This is a genomic window from Opitutales bacterium, from assembly GCA_013215165.1.
Lineage (GTDB): Bacteria > Verrucomicrobiota > Verrucomicrobiia > Opitutales > JABSRG01 > JABSRG01.
In genome coordinates, this window is sequence record JABSRG010000012.1 from 40,004 (window position 1) to 55,876 (window position 15,873).

Here is a 15,873-nt window from a genome sequence, read left to right on the forward strand (position 1 = left end):
AGCTTTATCTTGCGCCTTGCACTCCCGCTCTTCGCAAGAGAGGCAGGGTTTCACGCGTTTTGTATGAACCCTGCGGGGAATTTTTTTTCAGAGAATAGAGATGTCTTAGCGTGCTGCACAGAATTTGTATTGCTGTGCACTATATGCTACCGTAAAAAAAAAAAAGAAATTTTTTATGAACATTACACTGCGCATCCCCGAAGAGCTCGGTAAACGGGCCAAACACCTCGCGATTGATGAGGGTACAACACTCTCGGGCTTGGTGACAAGCATGCTCAAGGAACGCATTGATGAAAAAAGCGGTGAAAATCCTGACGCGGTGCGCATGCAAGCATGGGCACTGATGACGCGCGGCGTTCAGGGCGATGGCCAAAAACTCGACCGTAACGCTCTCTATGATCGGGTTTCATAATGTCCCTCATCTTTGTCGATACGAACATCATCGCTTATATTTTTGATGATAAAGCGGGTGAAAACAGACCCGCAGCCGCAGCCTGTTAGAACCCTATTTTATAGGGCACAAACAGGCCGCGATCAGCGCTCAAGTTTTGCATGAAATGGGGCAATGTCTCTATCGCTGGGATTACAAGGACGCGGATATAAAAATCATTATGGCCACATTTCGCTATTGGCACGTGGTGCCCAATGATCGGGACAGTTTTGAGCACGCGCTGGATTTAAAAAGCCGCTATCAAACCTCATATTGGGACAGCCTTATTTTGGCCGCAGCGCTACGATCAGGTGCCAAAACGCTTTGGAGCGAAGACTTTAATCATGGGCAGATTTACGCTGATCTGACCGTGATCAATCCCTTTAAGTCTGTATAAGACCGATAGCATGAATTCATACGAATGAATAGGATACATTTCCTAATTTTTGTGTTGTAGTGAAGTGACCTGACTTTAAACGGACGAAGCCGTCCAGCTTTCGCTGAACGGCTTCGATGGGTGCAGGGCTCAGATTTGAACTGAGGACCTTCAGGTTATGAGCCTGACTTTTCAGCTGATAATCAACGATTTACGTTGCGGTTGCCAAAATAATTGGCAACCGTTTGGGAATGAGTAGCCCCAATAAGGTCAAAATTACCAAGTTTAAAAACCGTAGCGGCAATAGCTCTTGGCGGGTCAGTGGAACGATCAACGGGGAACGTATCCGTAAAAATTTTGAAAGCCATGCCGAGGCGCTGAACGAAAAACAGCATTACAATACAATCTTGGCACTGGATACGCCGCACCGCACAGCAGTGACCGTTTTAAGCGATGTTCAAATTAGTGAGGCGCAGGATGCTTTTAACAGGTTGGGGGAGCGGCATTCGCTCAGCTTTGCGGTTGATTACTTTCTTAAGCACTATCGTGAGCCTGTATGCGACTACGCGGTCAAAGATGTTGTGCATGATTTCTTGCATGACAAGCGTGCCGCAGGTGTGCGTGAGCGGTCGATTACGCAGCTTAAAAGCACCTTAAAACGCTTTGCGACCTATGCGGAGCGTATGAAGCTGCACGACATTCAATTGGAGCATCTACAAGGCTTTATGAGCAAACATGAGTGGTCACGCAAAACGCAAAATAATGTCCGCGCTGATCTGCATAGTTTCTTTGAATGGACAAAAGCAAAGCCGCGAGAATGGATACACGATAATCCGGCGCATGATCTGCCGAAATTTAAGATTGAGCGCGGGGTGCCGGATATTTTAAGCGTCCAGCAATGCGCCAAGCTGATGGAGCATGTCCAAATCGTCCATGATGGCGCGTTTATTCCTTATTTTGCTTTAGCTCTGTTTGCCGGCATTCGTCCGCAATTCCCCTCAGGTGAGCTTGGTAAGCTGGCCATGCTAGGCTCTAACATCTGGCAGCATATTGATCTGCGTAATCATGTGATCCGAATTGCGCCGGATATCTCAAAAACAGGAGAATATCGAACTGTTGATATTCAGCCCAATCTCAAAGCATGGCTCAAAAGCTTTGCACGACGTAAAGCCCCGATTTACGGCACTAATTTTGAAAAAGACTATAAAGCTATCAGGCAACAGTTTCAGATTGGTCACGATGTCTTAAGGCATTCCTACATTTCTTATCATGTGGCTCAGTTCCAAACAGTGGGGGGCACGGCCTTACAGGCGGGCAATACCGAAGCCATTATCCGCAAGCATTATCTTAAGATGGTATCAAAAACCGAAGCTTCAAAATTTTGGTCAATCTCTCCTCTTTGAAAAACAATAGCGCTATGGACTTACCCACAAGCCCGTCCGCTTGCTGTGTGGGGGCTGCTCCCGGGCTTATGGATAAGTCCATGCAGAGTGCCGGGGCTAAAAATCCGAAAGAAATCCGAAAGACACAATACCCTAAGCCCTAAACGGGCTTAGGAATGAAAATCTTAGCAACCATAGCGCTACCTTTTCGCCACCGTTTCGCGACTGTTTCACCACTTTTACCGCTACCGTTTTGCCACCAATTATCCGGCTATGACCTAGTCATGACCAAGCTATTACAACGGTTTGACCGTGTAACGACTGAGACAGTCCAACCCTTTGACCAATGTATGACCGTTTTGATTACAACTGATTTTCCAACGTTTTTTGGATAAAAATCCAACTTTTGGCGCATATCATAAATATGACGCAAGAGATTGAATATCACATCCGCCCCAATATCAGCCGCTTGGAAAAATACCGCACTGAGATCAAACAGATGCGCCGCCGCAATTGGCCAAATGCAAAAATCGCGCAGTGGCTTTTAGACTATAAAAACCTAAAAATCAGCGGTGAATCCGTCCGCAAATTCTGCCATGTGCACGACATTAAAAAATCCGAAAATATATCCGTCCCAACGCTGCCCCCGATACGCCAACACCGTAACCCCCAGAAACAGCAACGCCCAGTTTTTGAATACAAAGACGATGGCCCTCTTGATGTTAAAATTTGATAGGATCAAATGATACTGTCACGCGCGGCTTGGAATCGGTTATGGTAGCATTAAAATTTCCCGGCAGCATCGCTCAAGGTTAAGATTGGAATGCCGCGATACGGCGAAAGAACCAGTAAATCCTGATCCCCTGTTACAATCCCATCGGCTGATGCGGCAAGAGCCAGTTCCAGAAATTTATTATCCTTGGGATCACGGCAATCTCTCACGCGTTCCATCGGTTTGAACCATTCACCGCCCGCAGCAATCTGCTTCAGAACCTCGCCCCGGGCTTCTGGCGCTGCGAAACGATCAAATTTCGGGCGCATGATAACATCTGTAAGCTCAATAAATGTCGCCTCTGAAAACGCATATAAATGGCGTCCAATAAGCCCATTTAACGCTGACCCTAGCTGCCCTTGAGGCATCAAGGCATAGCTCACCCAGATATTTGTATCAATGACCAGCATCTGGGATTTCCTATACTACGAAGGGTTTACCTCATTCAAAATCTCGGCAAGGATATCTTCGGTCAGCCCATTGGCTTTGGCCTGTTCAGAAAGTTTTTCAGCTGCGTCATTGAGTTCTTTCAAACGGAGGGCACGCAGTTTTTTGTAATCTTCCATCGGAATGAACGCACCGATCTCACGGTTCTGGCGTTTGATAACAACAGCTTTGCGACTGCCCATGTCCAGGAACTGACCAAAATTTTTTCGTGCCTCTGTGGATGTCATGACTGCCATTTGATTATGTTCGCACATTTAAGCTGTTTTGTCAATTTTGTAGCTTCTACCCATTAACCCAATCTTAAGCCGTGATGCGTTATGATTGTAGAAATTTGATTCCAATACGGAATCAAATGGAAGGAGCTGAAACGACATGCTACGGGGACTCTACACAGCAAATGTAGATCGAGAGAAATCCGGTTTAACGCCGCTTGAAGCCGAAGATAAGTATCGTTTACAGATGGCTGCGCTTGTCGAAAGTGAACAAAGGCCGGCGGAAAACGTTCCAATCATTCTGCCCGGAGGCGTTGCCAAGAATAACGAAATCAAGAAGAGACAAGAGCGCGAGCGGGCGGAGTTCATGCGGTTGGTCTACAGGCTCAATCAATTGGATGCGCAGATCGCCGCTTTGACGGCTCAGATCGCTACGCTTGATGCGGAATTGCTGCAATTAGCAATCGATAAAGCCGTCCGCGATCAAAGCCTTGTCGATATTGCCAATGCAATTGATATGATCGAAGACGGGCTGACGGATGAAGAGCGCACTCTTCTGGTTGAGCGTTATGGAGACATTATCGTCAACATGGATGAGGATGAGATCATTGAATTTCTTGAAGCGCGGCAGCGCGAAGACACCAAAGCGCTTGAGGACATCGAAAGACGGCGCTTAGAAGCAGAGCGCGAACGTGAGGAACATAAAGCACGCCTCATGATGTTGGAGCAGGAACAAGAGGATATTCTTTCAAATAATCCGGGAATCCGCGAGTTAACTAAAAATTCTGACCTAACCGAAGCTTTAGACTCCAGCTATGATGAAATAACCGTTCGGGTATCACTGAGCATTTAAAACATTTTGTCTGTAATCGGCGATGAGTTCTTTATGAACGCGCCATTGCTTGAGAAGTTTACCAAGTCCGGTAGCGCTTTCCTTCATATTTAATAAACTTACTAGTTCATTATTCTTTTCAATAAGATACGGCACGCCAGCCGTTGAAAAGATATAGGCTAAACCATCACCGTCATAGATGTTGCCGTAAAGACGGATAACAGGCGGCGCATTCTCTTGCTTGAGGAGGAAGTCTTTCACGGTCTGCGCGTGTTCAACCGCTCGCGCTTTGTGTTTTTCAGGTGTCAGGATGAAAATCGACATGTCCTCATAGAGATAAGACAGAAACGAAAACGTCTTAGCGGCGTGCAAGCTGTCATTTCCCGCTTCAATCCATTGCACGCCATCATCACCTGTTACAATGCGCGTTTTAGCGACATTCTTGGCGGCTGAGCCCATGAATAGTCCGGCGCTCCAATGTGCATCGCGTAGCTTTTGCGTATCGACTTCCGGCTTTTTGCCGTCTGCGTGAGTGCTGAAAATCAAGGCGACTACCCAGAGGCAACCTATCAAAGATGTGTGTCTTGCCATAGCTTGAAGAAGAACAGCATCAAAAGCAGGTGAAGCGCAGTCGCGGTTTCACAAATAACTGCCCTAGAAACTGTTATGATATTTTTAGGTTCATCTGTATGCTGAACACTTCATCGTATTTTGTTCACCCTCTTGACCGGAGAGACACAATTGTTTGATGCCAAAGGGCAGCGAAAATACCTTAATAAGGCAGAGCGGCAGGATTTTTACCGCGCTGTCAGCATGATCAATCATCCGCGCGACCGGGCGCTTGGATTGACGCTCTATTACACAGGATGCAGACCATCCGAAGCCTCGGCGCTGGATATTAGCAATATCGACACAGGCGAAAATGTGATCATGTTCCGCACCCTCAAACAAAGGAAGAAAGTCGTCTATCGGGCTGTGCCCGTGCCTCAGAGCCTGATTGAAGATTTACTGCTGGCTCATCGTCTGAACGGAAAGCTGTTCCCGCTTTCGCGCACACGGGTCTACAAAATCGTCAAAGATTTTATGAAACGTGCTGGGATCACAGGAATCAAGGCGACTTCAAAAGGGCTGCGCCACGGCTTTGCTGTGGCCTGTATCGAAAACAATATTCCGCTGACATTGGTGCAGAAATTTATGGGTCATTCACGGCTGGAATCGACCCGCATTTATCTGGATATCATCGGCAAAGAGGAGCGCGAATTTGCCTCAAGGCTCTGGCGGCACTGACACACGGGCGTATTAACCTATTGATTTTCAATGATTTGTGCTAATGTGAAATTGAAGGTTTACACTTTACGATGAAGTGTTCACCCGCAATCGCTAAAAAGGAGGAGGTTTCCATGGATGATCAATGGGTGCGCGACGATGAATCTTTGAACGAGCTTTTAGGCTTAATGCTGAAACACATTCGAGCCAATCGTGATCTGCCAGTTCACGATACGTGCCTATTTGCAGACATCTCACCCGAAAAGCTTGCCTTGATCGAAAAAGGCCAGGCCAATATCAGCACCGCTCAGCTCTTCAGGCTTTGTAAGACCTATGGCTTCAGCCCGGATTATTTTTACTATCCAATCATGAAACCCGAGTGGTTGAATGAAGAGCTGAAGAAATTCAGGTTTGAGAATATTTGAAGCAAATAAACGTCATCAGATTGTTGTTACAAAATGCCTCTGATGCGCGCAGTATGTCACTCAAAACCAGTCAACTTGGGGCGCTGCCCCCGGCGCGGCGACAAGATAAACCAGCGGTTCCCGAGGCTCCGCGCTTCGCTTGTGCGCCCGCCGCAGCTTTATATTGCACCTTGCACCCCCGTTCTTCGCCAGAAAGGCAGGGTTTCACGCATTTCGCATGAACCCTGCGGGAGATTTCTTTTGGTGGATGGCGTTGATCGTCTCAAGGCGCAGTCGATAATAGCCGCGACCATCCGATTCAATCAAATGATGTTTTGCTGGGTGACGTTTAAAGACATTACCAAGAGTGAGGCTCTGTGATCCTGCTTTGTGCAAAAGTTGTTTTCCATTCTGCCACGGCGTGCCTGCCAATGCAGCTTCATGCAGCAAGTGACAGATTTTTGCCTGCACTGCGCCGAGCGTATATGTTTTATCGTCAATGATGACACGCTGAAAATCCGTATCCAATGATCCACGATAGGGCGGCATAATAAGCTCGTTATCAGCGATGCGTAGATGATCGATTGCGATGCCGATATCAGGCACAGAATCGGGCAAAACATATGTCATGTGATTATTGATGCATCTAAATTCACGTATCGATGCGTTTCCCATTCTAAAAAGCCGTGAACATAGATGACGACTGATGATGCCATAGCCTTCAAAATGAATAAGATCCCCATAGGTCGAACCTGATCGTTCAAAGGCGCTCAGTAGAGGAAGCCAAACACATGCCTGAATGTCTCCAGCAACAATCATACGTTCAAGATCATCGCTATGAATGTTCATAGAACGTCTAGCAGTGTCTAAAGTATAAAATACTGTCTCCGGCAATGGGTTTTCCATTGTCGAACCTCCTGATCATTCAATTTGTCATTAAAATATAAACACACACGCAGTGGTTTTTTCTTATGCCTCAAATGCGATTTTCGAGTCAATGGGCTGGGAGAACTTTTGTAGAACATTGTCACCTCCACCAAGGCTCCACGACCTCTCCACCACCTGACATATCTTGACGCATACAGCTGCGTGCCGACCTCCACCAACCCAGCACCAACCCTCCACCACGCCAGCACCACCCAAGCTGCGCGATGATGACCGCATTGTTAAACCAACAGGAGGAAAACACATGGTTTTAAGTGGAAACATTACTTACGACGATATCCGTTACGTCACAGCGGATGATCTCAAAGCACTGCCGTTTGATCGGCTGGATAGCTTCATTGACGAGGCAGTCGCCCGTAAAGCCGACGCAACCCAGCTGCTGAACTGGCTCAAAATCATCAAATACGAAAAAAGCTATGGCGCATTGCAAGACGCCCACAGGAAAGCAGGAGGCAAGAATGACGCGCTATAATGATATGAATGCGTTCTATAACGCCAAAGACATCGAAGCCCTACGCACATGCGCCTGGCTGGAAGACGGGGTTTTGATCGTATCGATATCCGAACCCTTGCTCGGTCTGGAAGAGAAAAACTGGCTTATCGGGGTGGGTGACCGCCTTTACGGAGACACCGGGAGGTATGATGACTGATACAATTTGGAGCGATAAAATGGTCATGGCCTATCTGGAAGAGGCCGCCGCCATTCACCGCCGCTTACCGCCCGTAAAGGTGCAGGGCTACTTCAATCTCTGGCCAGAGGCCCTCAAAGATGACTGGGAGCGACTCTATGATGCCATAAACGCCAAAACTCGCCTCGGCGCTCCCATGCCGCATGAAGTCACCTATCATGAAACCATCATGGCCTGGCTGCGCTGGCTTGATCCCTATAGCCAAAAACTCGTCTGGATGCGGGCAAACCGCATTCCGTGGAAGATTATTGAAGACAAGCTGAGCAAAGGGAAAACAGCGTTATGGCAGGATTATAAGGCCGCCATTGCCCTCATCACCGGAAAGCTCTCAGCGCGGGAGCCACCAAGAGTGTGAACGCTATGCGCACACCGTTGTGCGAACACATTCCGGCATAATACGGTATGATCTTTATAGGATGGGCGGTTTGCGTCCAGACGGTCACATCCTCCCCACACCTCCTGATTTTAGCATTCACATTCAAGAGCACTCTATGACTGATTCCACAGAGACTGCCTATCATGGCATTCTCTTAAATCGCGAAAAATACAGGCCGTATTTAGACCGCTTTGATCTGAGCGAAGAGCAAAAGCAGCAGCTTCTTAATAGCTGTTTTCGTCTGGCTCTTTATGCCTGCAATATTGATCGGGATAAGTCGTGATTTTCATGACTTATGCGTGTGGCTGTGGTATAATCCTTCTCAATACATATTTCGCAGAAGGAGGCTATGAATGCCCGATACGTTACCAGCGACAGACCATGTCGCCGTTATATACACGCGAGTGTCTAGCGCTGCTCAAACTAAGCGCGGAGACGGCCTTGGATCACAAGAAACGCGCTGCCGTGAATTTGCAAAAGCCAAAGGCTACGACGTCCTGCAGGTCTTTAGTGATGATGTGACCGGAGCCACTAAGCGACGCCCTGGCATGGTTGCGATGCTCAAATTTATCCGCTCGATCAAAAAGTTGAACCCTGTTGTCATCATCGACGATGTTTCGCGCCTCGCGCGCGGGGTTCAGGCACATATTGAGCTTCGCACGGATATTGCAAAGGCTGGCGGAAAGTTGGAAAGCCCCACCATCGAATTTGGCGAAGACAGTGATTCCATCCTTGTTGAGAACCTACTGGCGAGCGTGTCCCAACACCAGCGCCAGAAAAATGCCGAGCAAACCAAGAACCGCATGCGTTCGCGTATGCTCAATGGTTATTGGTGTTTTCAAGCGCCAGTCGGCTATGCCTATCAATCCGTGCGCGGCCAAGGGAAAGTCTTGGTGCCTGATCAACCTGCTGCTGCGATCATCAAAGAAGCGCTTGAGGGGTTTGCGACCGGACGTTTCTCCACGCAGGCCGATGTGACATGCTTTTTATCAGCGTCTGCGGCCTTCCCGAAGCATGGATCAAATAAAACCATTCCACAGCAACGGATCAAAGACCTGCTGACGCGGCCCATTTATGCCGGAATGGTCGAAGCGCCAGAGTGGGGCGTGACACGACGAAAAGGCCATCATGAACCGATTATCAGCGTAGAAACCTTCAACGCGATACAGGACAAGCTCAACGCCAACTATCGCCCGACACCACGCCGCAAAGATATGAGCGAAGACTTCCCGCTGCGCGGCTCCGTCTTCTGCGCGAGCTGCGGCACAAAACTCACCGCTTATTGGGCGAAAGGCAGGCACACGAAATACGCCTATTACGAATGCCGTAACCGCGATTGTGAACATGGCCGCAAGTCGATCCCCAAACAGCGCATCGAAACCGAGTTCGACGCGCTGTTGACAGATATTACGCCCAGCGCTGACCTCGTGGATATGGTTAGAGCGCTGGTCAACGATGTCACCGATCAACAGCTCCAGCTCCAAAAAGACGAGCGGCAATTGCTCCGCAAACAGCGCCAGCAGATCGAAAATCAGATCGATGGGCTAGTGGATCGCATCGTAACCAGCGAAAGCGACACCGTTGTCCGTGCGATGGAAAACCGGATTTCAGCACTGGAAAGCCAAAAACTAGAGGTGATTGAGCAGCTGGAAGCCCCCAAGATACAGACACCTGACAGGAATGGTTTCGAACATGCCCTGAAATTCCTCCAAAACCCGCAGAATTACTGGCATTCCGGCGATCCGAAGAAGCGCGGTTTTGTTACGGAATTGACCTTTTCGAGTCCGTTGTTCTACGAGAGAGGTGAGGGATTTCGAACCCCAGAATTGTCTTTACCTTTCAAAGCCTTAAAAGAAATCAACGACCCTGAAAAAGCCATGGCGCACCTTGGAGGAGAAAGTTCGAGGATGCTCATTGGCGCTTTTTCAAGCTGGATTGAGAAAAATGCCTTATAGGCTCGTCTTAATTCGCCGTTTTAGGATGATCTGCCTGTGGAACGCTGATGCTATTCGCTCATAGCGATATAATGCATTGATTATTACTTTGATTCGGAAACTTTATTAGCCTTGTGATATTGATGCTTTTCGATTTGCAAAATATCGATTATTTGAGACTTAATACTTTTTTTTATTGGAGGCGAAGGAGTCTCAGGTGGATCTTCTAAAATGAAATATTAGCCTCAGGCTTATTTGAATTGAATATTTATTGCTGGGGACTTCTCTGATTATAGCGGGTGTATAATGTCAAATACCAAAATTTATGCGTAATAAAATGAAAGAGGGGATACCAGTCGACGGAAGCGAGCTTCGCAAATTTGTCGGTTCGACCGTACTTCTTTTTGCCTCCGTATCGGTTACAATATTTCTTACAAATAACGCGTTCGCAGAGTTTTCGGAAGTCAAAGAGTCTTTGACGAATCTAAAATACCTAGGGCTGGTCTTTTTCTACGGGACTCTCGTAACAATAGCTTTTCTGGTAGTGGCTTGGCTGCTGCAACTATATCAGCCTCCTTGGATTGTGAACCATAGCAGGGATCTTGTTGATGCAAATAAGAGATTAGAAACAAACATTGGTTTGATTCATAGTAGTGTCGATCAAAATGAAGGTAATGAATCGATAGTTGATACCTTTCGAAGCTTATCTGCAGAACTGAACACGATCGCGTCAGATTTCGAAAAACTGAAAAACTATGAGGACCTGATCGCCAAACGTCGAATATTTTATACCGACAATGCTGACAAAACTATGCTCAAGTTGATCGCTAGCGACGATATGGTCTCAACTAACACAAAACAAGTTAGGCTTGTCGGGACGATGATTGGAGGATCTGGAAAACAAGGATATGACCTCGTAGAAAGTATTGATGCTTTACACCGCAAGAGAATAAAAAATTGCGCAAGTAATTCTGGTAGTATATCTTCATTGCCGTTTGAGGAGTGCTTCATCGCTTGCCCGGGATTAGTTGATGAGGACCAGACGGAAATAAACGGTCTCAATACCTATGTCGCTTCCGCTCGCCACTTTGCTTTGACAGTATTAAAAAATTTATCCGCTAAAATGGCAGAAAATGATAGGTTCAACGCTAATGTATCGATTTATATTTCATATAAAGGAACAGATACATACCCAGCTTGGCACATGTGGGGTGATTCTGCAGTGTTTTTGCTACATTCGTTAGGCTTTACCCATAGAAAAGAAGAAGCGATTGCATTGGGTCGAGAGATCCCCGTCGCTATGAGTGCAATAAATGATGGTGAAGAAAATATCTTTGGTGACGAGATTGAGCGACTAAAGAATCACTTCGAGAATGATTTATTTTTTATGAATGAAAAACTTCAGCATGAAAGATGGAATTACAACTGCATGTCTGGTGTATTTTCTTTGCAGAATATAAACGTTGATGCTGGAAGACGAGTCGAAGCAACTGAACCTCCTGACGTGAGCGAGTCTACAGCAAGAACTTTCACTCATAAAATGGAGGAAGAGATTAAGAAGAGACGTGAACAAAATGGTGGCTTTTTCAGTAAACATAAGACCTGGGCGGATTTTGAAAAAACTGTTAATTCAAAAAGGAATGGGATAGATTTTAACAGGGAGGAGCTGGATGAATTGAGCGCTTGTTTTTCGAAAATAGCCAAAATTAATTAAGACTTACTATGATTAAAAAAACCTTCACATTTGTAATAGTAACACTGGCTTTACTAGGCTTTTGTTCATGCGTCCCTAAAGAAAAGGAATCACAGCGTTTAATTCTAGCAGAAAATCTAGTTCCATTATCCAGTATAACGATAATCGCTCAGATCAATGGGTATTTTGTTGACAATGGGCTTGATGTTGAAACAGTTACATTCTCCTCAGGAAAAGCTGCCCTTGACGCAGTTTTGGGCGGCTCTGCTGATTATGCGACGGTTGCGGAGACTCCAATAATGTTTGCTGGAGCTCGTTCACTTCCTGTTAGAGTTCTCGGCACTTTCACATCTTCACCAGACGATTGTAAGCTAGTAGTAAATACGATTAAAGGAATTGAAGATCCTAAAGACCTGAAGGGGAAGAAAATAGCAGCACTCCAAGGGACCAGTTCCCATTATTTTCTATCAAAGTTCCTCTCTGAAAATGGCTTATCTTTTTCGGATATTGAATTTTTATCGATGAGGCCAACTGAGATGCCCGCGGCTTTTTCGCGAGGAGATATTGATGGTTACGCGATGTGGGAGCCCCATGCGTCTAGGGGTATGAAGTCTATCGGTAGTGATGCGACGTTTTTCTCGGGGGCTTCTTTTTACACAGAAACCTTCAACATTGCTTTTGTAGGAGATTCAGAAACTCTCAATGATGAAGTTCATGTGAAGTTTTTAAGGGCACTATTAGATGCACAGAACTTTATAAACACTGAGAAAGAGGAAGCCATCAGAATAGTTGCCAAGAAGACAGGGATGGAAATCGAAGAGCTCTCTGATATTTGGGAAAACTATGATTTTAAGGTGGAGATAATGCCGGGCTTCGAAGATCTGTTGTCGAGCCAATATGAGTGGGCTGTATCTGAGAAAATAATACAAAAAGCATCTCAAGTAGATATTGATTTTTCCCAGTTAATGTATCGCAACCCGCTAAACACTGTGTCTAACTAAAAATATTTGAGATGATAATAACAGTTGATAAGTCGGTTTTTGAGCATGCTAATATTCAATTGAGGAATTGGTATGGGTTACACAGGTCCGCATTTTATGACGTGCTTCAAACGGGGAAGACTATTCGAGCTGAAGAACTTGAGGGAGTAGAGCTTGAACCACTCTCCGAGATTGGGCTGCTTGATGATTCTAGTAGCCTAGTAAGCACAAATAAATCGATTACGAAGTTTAGGGACCTATTCATCGTAAGTGACCGACCCGATGATCAAAACTTAAATCGTGTATTCCCTCCCTTTCAAGATGAATCGATATTGTTAGCGGAGTCTGCAACAAGGAAAAAATCTCATAGATTTTTAGATGTAGGTACTGGGTCTGGCATCGTTGCCCTTGCTGCAGCTAAGTATTCTGCCGACCACGTCGTCGCGACCGACATAACACTAGAATCAAAAGAAGAGTTTGAATTTAATGCTCGATTAAACGGCTTAGAAAATAAGTGTGAATTCATTCTTAGCGACGTTTACGAACATCTTTCGAACAAAGAGAAATTCGATGCGATTTCCTGCAATCCTCCATTTGTGCCTCTACCAAAGAGCTTCGACTATTTTGTGCATTCTCATGGCGGCAGTGATGGTTTGGAGGTGTATTTTCGTCTAGTAAAAAGACTCCCTGAATTCTTATCCGAAGACGGAGAGCTTCATATGGTTATGCTCAGTTTGCTAAAGAATAATCGCCCTATTATCGAGAATAGTCTCATGAACCTACCGGAGTCGTTTGTATTTTCAATTGATCAAGTTTACGAAGTCGGTGACGTTGACATCTTAGGATTCTATGATTGGCTTCCCAAAACAGTCCCTTGCTTAGAGTGGTTAAAAAGCTTATTAAATAACGGTTATTCTAGAATAGGATATTTTTCATTGGTAGTTAGCGGTAGGCCTTCGATAACAACCAAGCTATCAGACGTGAAAGATGAATCTTGGCCAGAGTTATCAAATTCTTTCAAGAATAGGTCGAAAAGATATATTCGGTGCGACAGTTAAGTTTTTTCATCGCGCAGGAGGTGTAACAGATCATGAAATATATCACTCTACTTTCTGTAGTGATAATCTGGCACATTGCCTCTATTTTTGAGTTCTACGATACTACCTTTTTTCCAGCTCCTAGCAGTGTATTACACCAATTCTTAGAAGATTTAAAAACAGGTCTTTTCGTGGAAGATCTAATAGCAAGTCTCAAACGAGTAAGTGTCGGTTTTATAGCTGCAGTTGCTATAGGATTACCTTTGGGTTTGCTTACTTTTTTCTCCAAGATTGCAAACAATACCGTAGGCGTCCTTATATCGATCACTCGGCCTATACCTCCGATTGCTTATGTTCCTTTTGTTGTCTATTTTATGGGACTCGGTGAGAGTTCAAAATATTTTTTAGTTTTCATAGGTGCTGTAGTTCCTATCTGGACAACGACCCACTATTCACTTTCTCAAACGAATAAGAAATATATTTGGTATGGAGAGACTATTGGGATGAATTTCTTGGAGAAACTTAGATATGTTTATTTGCCAGCAAATAAGAATGCTCTTCTAAACGGTCTTCGGATTGCGCTGGGAATTTCTTTTTATTGTTTGATCGCGGCAGAAATAGCGGGTGCGACTCATGGAATCGCATATCGGATCGATGTATCGAACCAAGTTTACAATGTCGAAAGGATGATAATAGGTATCGTTTCATTGGGTTTCTGTAATTATGTGGCCCAGCTTTTACTTTTCGACATTTCCTTTTTTAGGAGGGTATCATGAAAAAAGTTGCTGTTGAACTATCGAATGTTTCGATTAACTACGATGCTGCTAGAGATAATCCTGTTGTTGCGAATATTAATTTAAAAATAGAAGCGGGAAGCTTCTCCACAATTATTGGAAAATCTGGATCCGGGAAATCATCTATATTACACGCAATCGCCGGTCTTGTGCCAGCGTCAACAGGTAGTATTCGCCACAAAAACATAAATGTCCTTGGCCCATCCACCTCAAGGTCGGTGATTTTCCAAGATCTTTCAATATTTCCATGGCTAAATGTTAGCGAAAACATTGCACTACCTCTTAAGCTTCAAAGGTTGTCATCTGATGAAATAGTAAACCATGTTAATACGTGGCTGGATCGGTTTGGTCTTAGGGACGCAGAAAAGAGCTCAATAGATACTCTCTCCGGGGGAATGAAGCAAAGGGTTGCTCTAGCACGAGCATTTGTTTCGAATGGGGATATTCTACTCCTCGATGAACCGTTTAACGGTCTAGATCCGCTTCTAAAAGAAAAGCTTTATACTGATTTGCTCAGTGCGTGTGAGAATAGTGGCAAAACTATTGTTCTCGTCACACATGATATCGAAGAGGCTATTTTTTTGTCGGATTGTGTCTATCTACTCGGGTTGAAATCTAAGCAGATTGATAGCGTTTTCAAAGTAGAATTTCAGAGGCCGCGGAATTTAGGTATTCGCAAAAATAATGAATTTGTAAGGAGGCGATTCAAAATACACGACGAACTTATGTTGTCATAAGCGTTGTGTCCTTGAGTGCGTAGCAAGATGTGTTTTTGTAAACAAAAACCGCTTCGCTACATCTTGTCGGAGGGGGCTTTGCCCCGCTCCTGAACCTCCCCCTGAATGATGGGGCGCTGCCCCTTCAAACTAACCCCATTTCAGACCCAAGACAAAACGCGCCATTGAGCGCGTTTTTTTGTGTCTGTCGTTCACGCCCACCTGCCAAGCGTAAAGGATACTAGATGGCTAGACCAAAGAAACATGCTGACCAGTAAAAATCTGCGACCGTGATCTTTCGGATTACTCAAAGCGAATACCTTCGCTTATCACACAAAGCGGCGGCGATGGGAGTAAGCGTTAATGCGCTGGCGCGGCAAATGGCTCTTGGCGGGTCAGAAACGGTTCAGGTTAGAACGCATAATCACGCCGACCCCGCGCTGATCCAGCAGCTTCACCATATCGGCGTGAACCTCAACCAGATCACCAAGCGGTTTCATATCACGGGCAACACCCCGAGGCATCTGGAAACGCTATGCAAACGCATCAATGCGCTGATGGATAAAGCGCAACTCTAGGGAGAAATCA

The 15,873-nt window shown here is 45.6% G+C and carries 22 protein-coding genes; 18 read left to right on the forward strand and 4 right to left on the reverse strand.

Features of this window, described 5'->3' with window-relative positions; genetic code table 11:
* Positions 1-175: 175 nt before the first annotated feature.
* The 4 genes from HRU10_03870 to HRU10_03885 all read left to right on the forward strand — a co-directional run bounded on the left by HRU10_03870 (position 176) and on the right by HRU10_03885 (position 2,921).
* A complete protein-coding gene (locus HRU10_03870; GenBank protein NRA26370.1) occupies positions 176-412 on the forward strand; it encodes a hypothetical protein in 237 nt (78 codons plus the stop codon).
* 145 nt (positions 413-557) lie between these two features.
* Positions 558-827 carry a PIN domain-containing protein gene (locus HRU10_03875; protein ID NRA26371.1) on the forward strand — a complete coding sequence of 90 codons (270 nt, stop codon included), beginning with the start codon at positions 558-560 and terminating at the stop codon, positions 825-827.
* Between the two features lie 230 nt (positions 828-1,057).
* Positions 1,058-2,209, forward strand: a complete 1,152-nt coding sequence (locus tag HRU10_03880) for a phage integrase N-terminal SAM-like domain-containing protein (GenBank protein ID NRA26372.1) — start codon at positions 1,058-1,060, stop codon at positions 2,207-2,209.
* A gap of 403 nt (positions 2,210-2,612) precedes the next feature.
* Positions 2,613-2,921 carry a hypothetical protein gene (locus tag HRU10_03885; GenBank protein ID NRA26373.1) on the forward strand — a complete coding sequence of 103 codons (309 nt, stop codon included), beginning with the start codon at positions 2,613-2,615 and terminating at the stop codon, positions 2,919-2,921.
* Between the two features lie 50 nt (positions 2,922-2,971).
* Here HRU10_03885 and HRU10_03890 read toward each other — a convergent pair whose 3' ends face one another.
* Together HRU10_03890 and HRU10_03895 are read right to left on the reverse strand one after the other, a co-directional pair.
* Complete coding sequence (locus tag HRU10_03890) at positions 2,972-3,370, reverse strand: putative toxin-antitoxin system toxin component, PIN family (protein NRA26374.1); 399 nt, start codon at positions 3,368-3,370, stop codon at positions 2,972-2,974.
* 15 nt (positions 3,371-3,385) lie between these two features.
* Positions 3,386-3,634 (reverse strand): type II toxin-antitoxin system Phd/YefM family antitoxin, encoded by a 249-nt coding sequence (locus HRU10_03895; protein ID NRA26375.1) that lies wholly within the window; start codon positions 3,632-3,634, stop codon positions 3,386-3,388.
* Between the two features lie 145 nt (positions 3,635-3,779).
* Between HRU10_03895 and HRU10_03900 the strand changes: the two genes are divergently transcribed.
* The gene (locus tag HRU10_03900; GenBank protein NRA26376.1) at positions 3,780-4,472 is read left to right on the forward strand and encodes a hypothetical protein; all 693 of its coding nucleotides are present in this window, start codon (positions 3,780-3,782) and stop codon (positions 4,470-4,472) included.
* On the opposite strand, the gene HRU10_03905 is transcribed toward HRU10_03900, so the two are convergent.
* Entirely contained in the window at positions 4,458-5,042 is a 585-nt protein-coding gene (locus HRU10_03905) for a hypothetical protein (protein ID NRA26377.1), read from the reverse strand. The genes HRU10_03900 and HRU10_03905 overlap by 15 nt on opposite strands.
* A gap of 120 nt (positions 5,043-5,162) precedes the next feature.
* Here HRU10_03905 and HRU10_03910 point away from each other — a divergent pair, with 120 nt between their 5' ends.
* Complete coding sequence (locus HRU10_03910) at positions 5,163-5,738, forward strand: site-specific integrase (GenBank protein NRA26378.1); 576 nt, start codon at positions 5,163-5,165, stop codon at positions 5,736-5,738.
* 71 nt (positions 5,739-5,809) lie between these two features.
* Positions 5,810-6,142 carry a helix-turn-helix transcriptional regulator gene (locus tag HRU10_03915; GenBank protein ID NRA26379.1) on the forward strand — a complete coding sequence of 111 codons (333 nt, stop codon included), beginning with the start codon at positions 5,810-5,812 and terminating at the stop codon, positions 6,140-6,142.
* A gap of 204 nt (positions 6,143-6,346) precedes the next feature.
* Here HRU10_03915 and HRU10_03920 read toward each other — a convergent pair whose 3' ends face one another.
* Positions 6,347-7,027 (reverse strand): hypothetical protein, encoded by a 681-nt coding sequence (locus HRU10_03920; protein ID NRA26380.1) that lies wholly within the window; start codon positions 7,025-7,027, stop codon positions 6,347-6,349.
* A 166-nt stretch (positions 7,028-7,193) separates the two neighbouring features.
* On the opposite strand from HRU10_03920, the gene HRU10_03925 reads away from it, so the two are divergent.
* The 11 genes from HRU10_03925 to mobC all read left to right on the forward strand — a co-directional run bounded on the left by HRU10_03925 (position 7,194) and on the right by mobC (position 15,863).
* Positions 7,194-7,538, forward strand: a complete 345-nt coding sequence (locus HRU10_03925) for a hypothetical protein (GenBank protein ID NRA26381.1) — start codon at positions 7,194-7,196, stop codon at positions 7,536-7,538.
* Positions 7,525-7,716 carry a hypothetical protein gene (locus tag HRU10_03930; GenBank protein NRA26382.1) on the forward strand — a complete coding sequence of 64 codons (192 nt, stop codon included), beginning with the start codon at positions 7,525-7,527 and terminating at the stop codon, positions 7,714-7,716. The genes HRU10_03925 and HRU10_03930 overlap by 14 nt, the downstream gene beginning before the upstream one ends.
* Positions 7,706-8,110: a helix-turn-helix domain-containing protein gene (locus tag HRU10_03935; GenBank protein ID NRA26383.1), complete on the forward strand. Its 405-nt coding sequence runs from the start codon at positions 7,706-7,708 to the stop codon at positions 8,108-8,110. Before HRU10_03930 ends, HRU10_03935 begins: the two co-directional genes overlap by 11 nt.
* A 136-nt stretch (positions 8,111-8,246) precedes the next feature.
* A complete protein-coding gene (locus tag HRU10_03940) occupies positions 8,247-8,414 on the forward strand; it encodes a hypothetical protein (GenBank protein NRA26384.1) in 168 nt (55 codons plus the stop codon).
* Positions 8,415-8,484: 70 nt separating this feature from the next.
* Positions 8,485-10,086, forward strand: a complete 1,602-nt coding sequence (locus HRU10_03945) for a recombinase family protein (protein NRA26385.1) — start codon at positions 8,485-8,487, stop codon at positions 10,084-10,086.
* Between the two features lie 316 nt (positions 10,087-10,402).
* On the forward strand, positions 10,403-11,779 hold the full coding sequence (locus tag HRU10_03950) for a hypothetical protein (protein ID NRA26386.1): 1,377 nt from the start codon (positions 10,403-10,405) through the stop codon (positions 11,777-11,779).
* A gap of 8 nt (positions 11,780-11,787) precedes the next feature.
* Positions 11,788-12,759, forward strand: coding sequence for an ABC transporter substrate-binding protein (locus HRU10_03955; GenBank protein NRA26387.1), 972 nt, complete (start codon positions 11,788-11,790; stop codon positions 12,757-12,759).
* Positions 12,760-12,770: 11 nt separating this feature from the next.
* Positions 12,771-13,796 carry a methyltransferase gene (locus tag HRU10_03960; GenBank protein ID NRA26388.1) on the forward strand — a complete coding sequence of 342 codons (1,026 nt, stop codon included), beginning with the start codon at positions 12,771-12,773 and terminating at the stop codon, positions 13,794-13,796.
* A gap of 32 nt (positions 13,797-13,828) precedes the next feature.
* A complete protein-coding gene (locus tag HRU10_03965) occupies positions 13,829-14,551 on the forward strand; it encodes an ABC transporter permease (GenBank protein ID NRA26389.1) in 723 nt (240 codons plus the stop codon).
* Positions 14,548-15,306, forward strand: a complete 759-nt coding sequence (locus HRU10_03970; protein NRA26390.1) for an ABC transporter ATP-binding protein — start codon at positions 14,548-14,550, stop codon at positions 15,304-15,306. The genes HRU10_03965 and HRU10_03970 overlap by 4 nt, the downstream gene beginning before the upstream one ends.
* Positions 15,307-15,575: 269 nt before the next feature.
* Positions 15,576-15,863: a plasmid mobilization relaxosome protein MobC gene (gene mobC / locus HRU10_03975; GenBank protein NRA26391.1), complete on the forward strand. Its 288-nt coding sequence runs from the start codon at positions 15,576-15,578 to the stop codon at positions 15,861-15,863.
* The last annotated feature ends 10 nt before the right edge of the window (positions 15,864-15,873 follow it).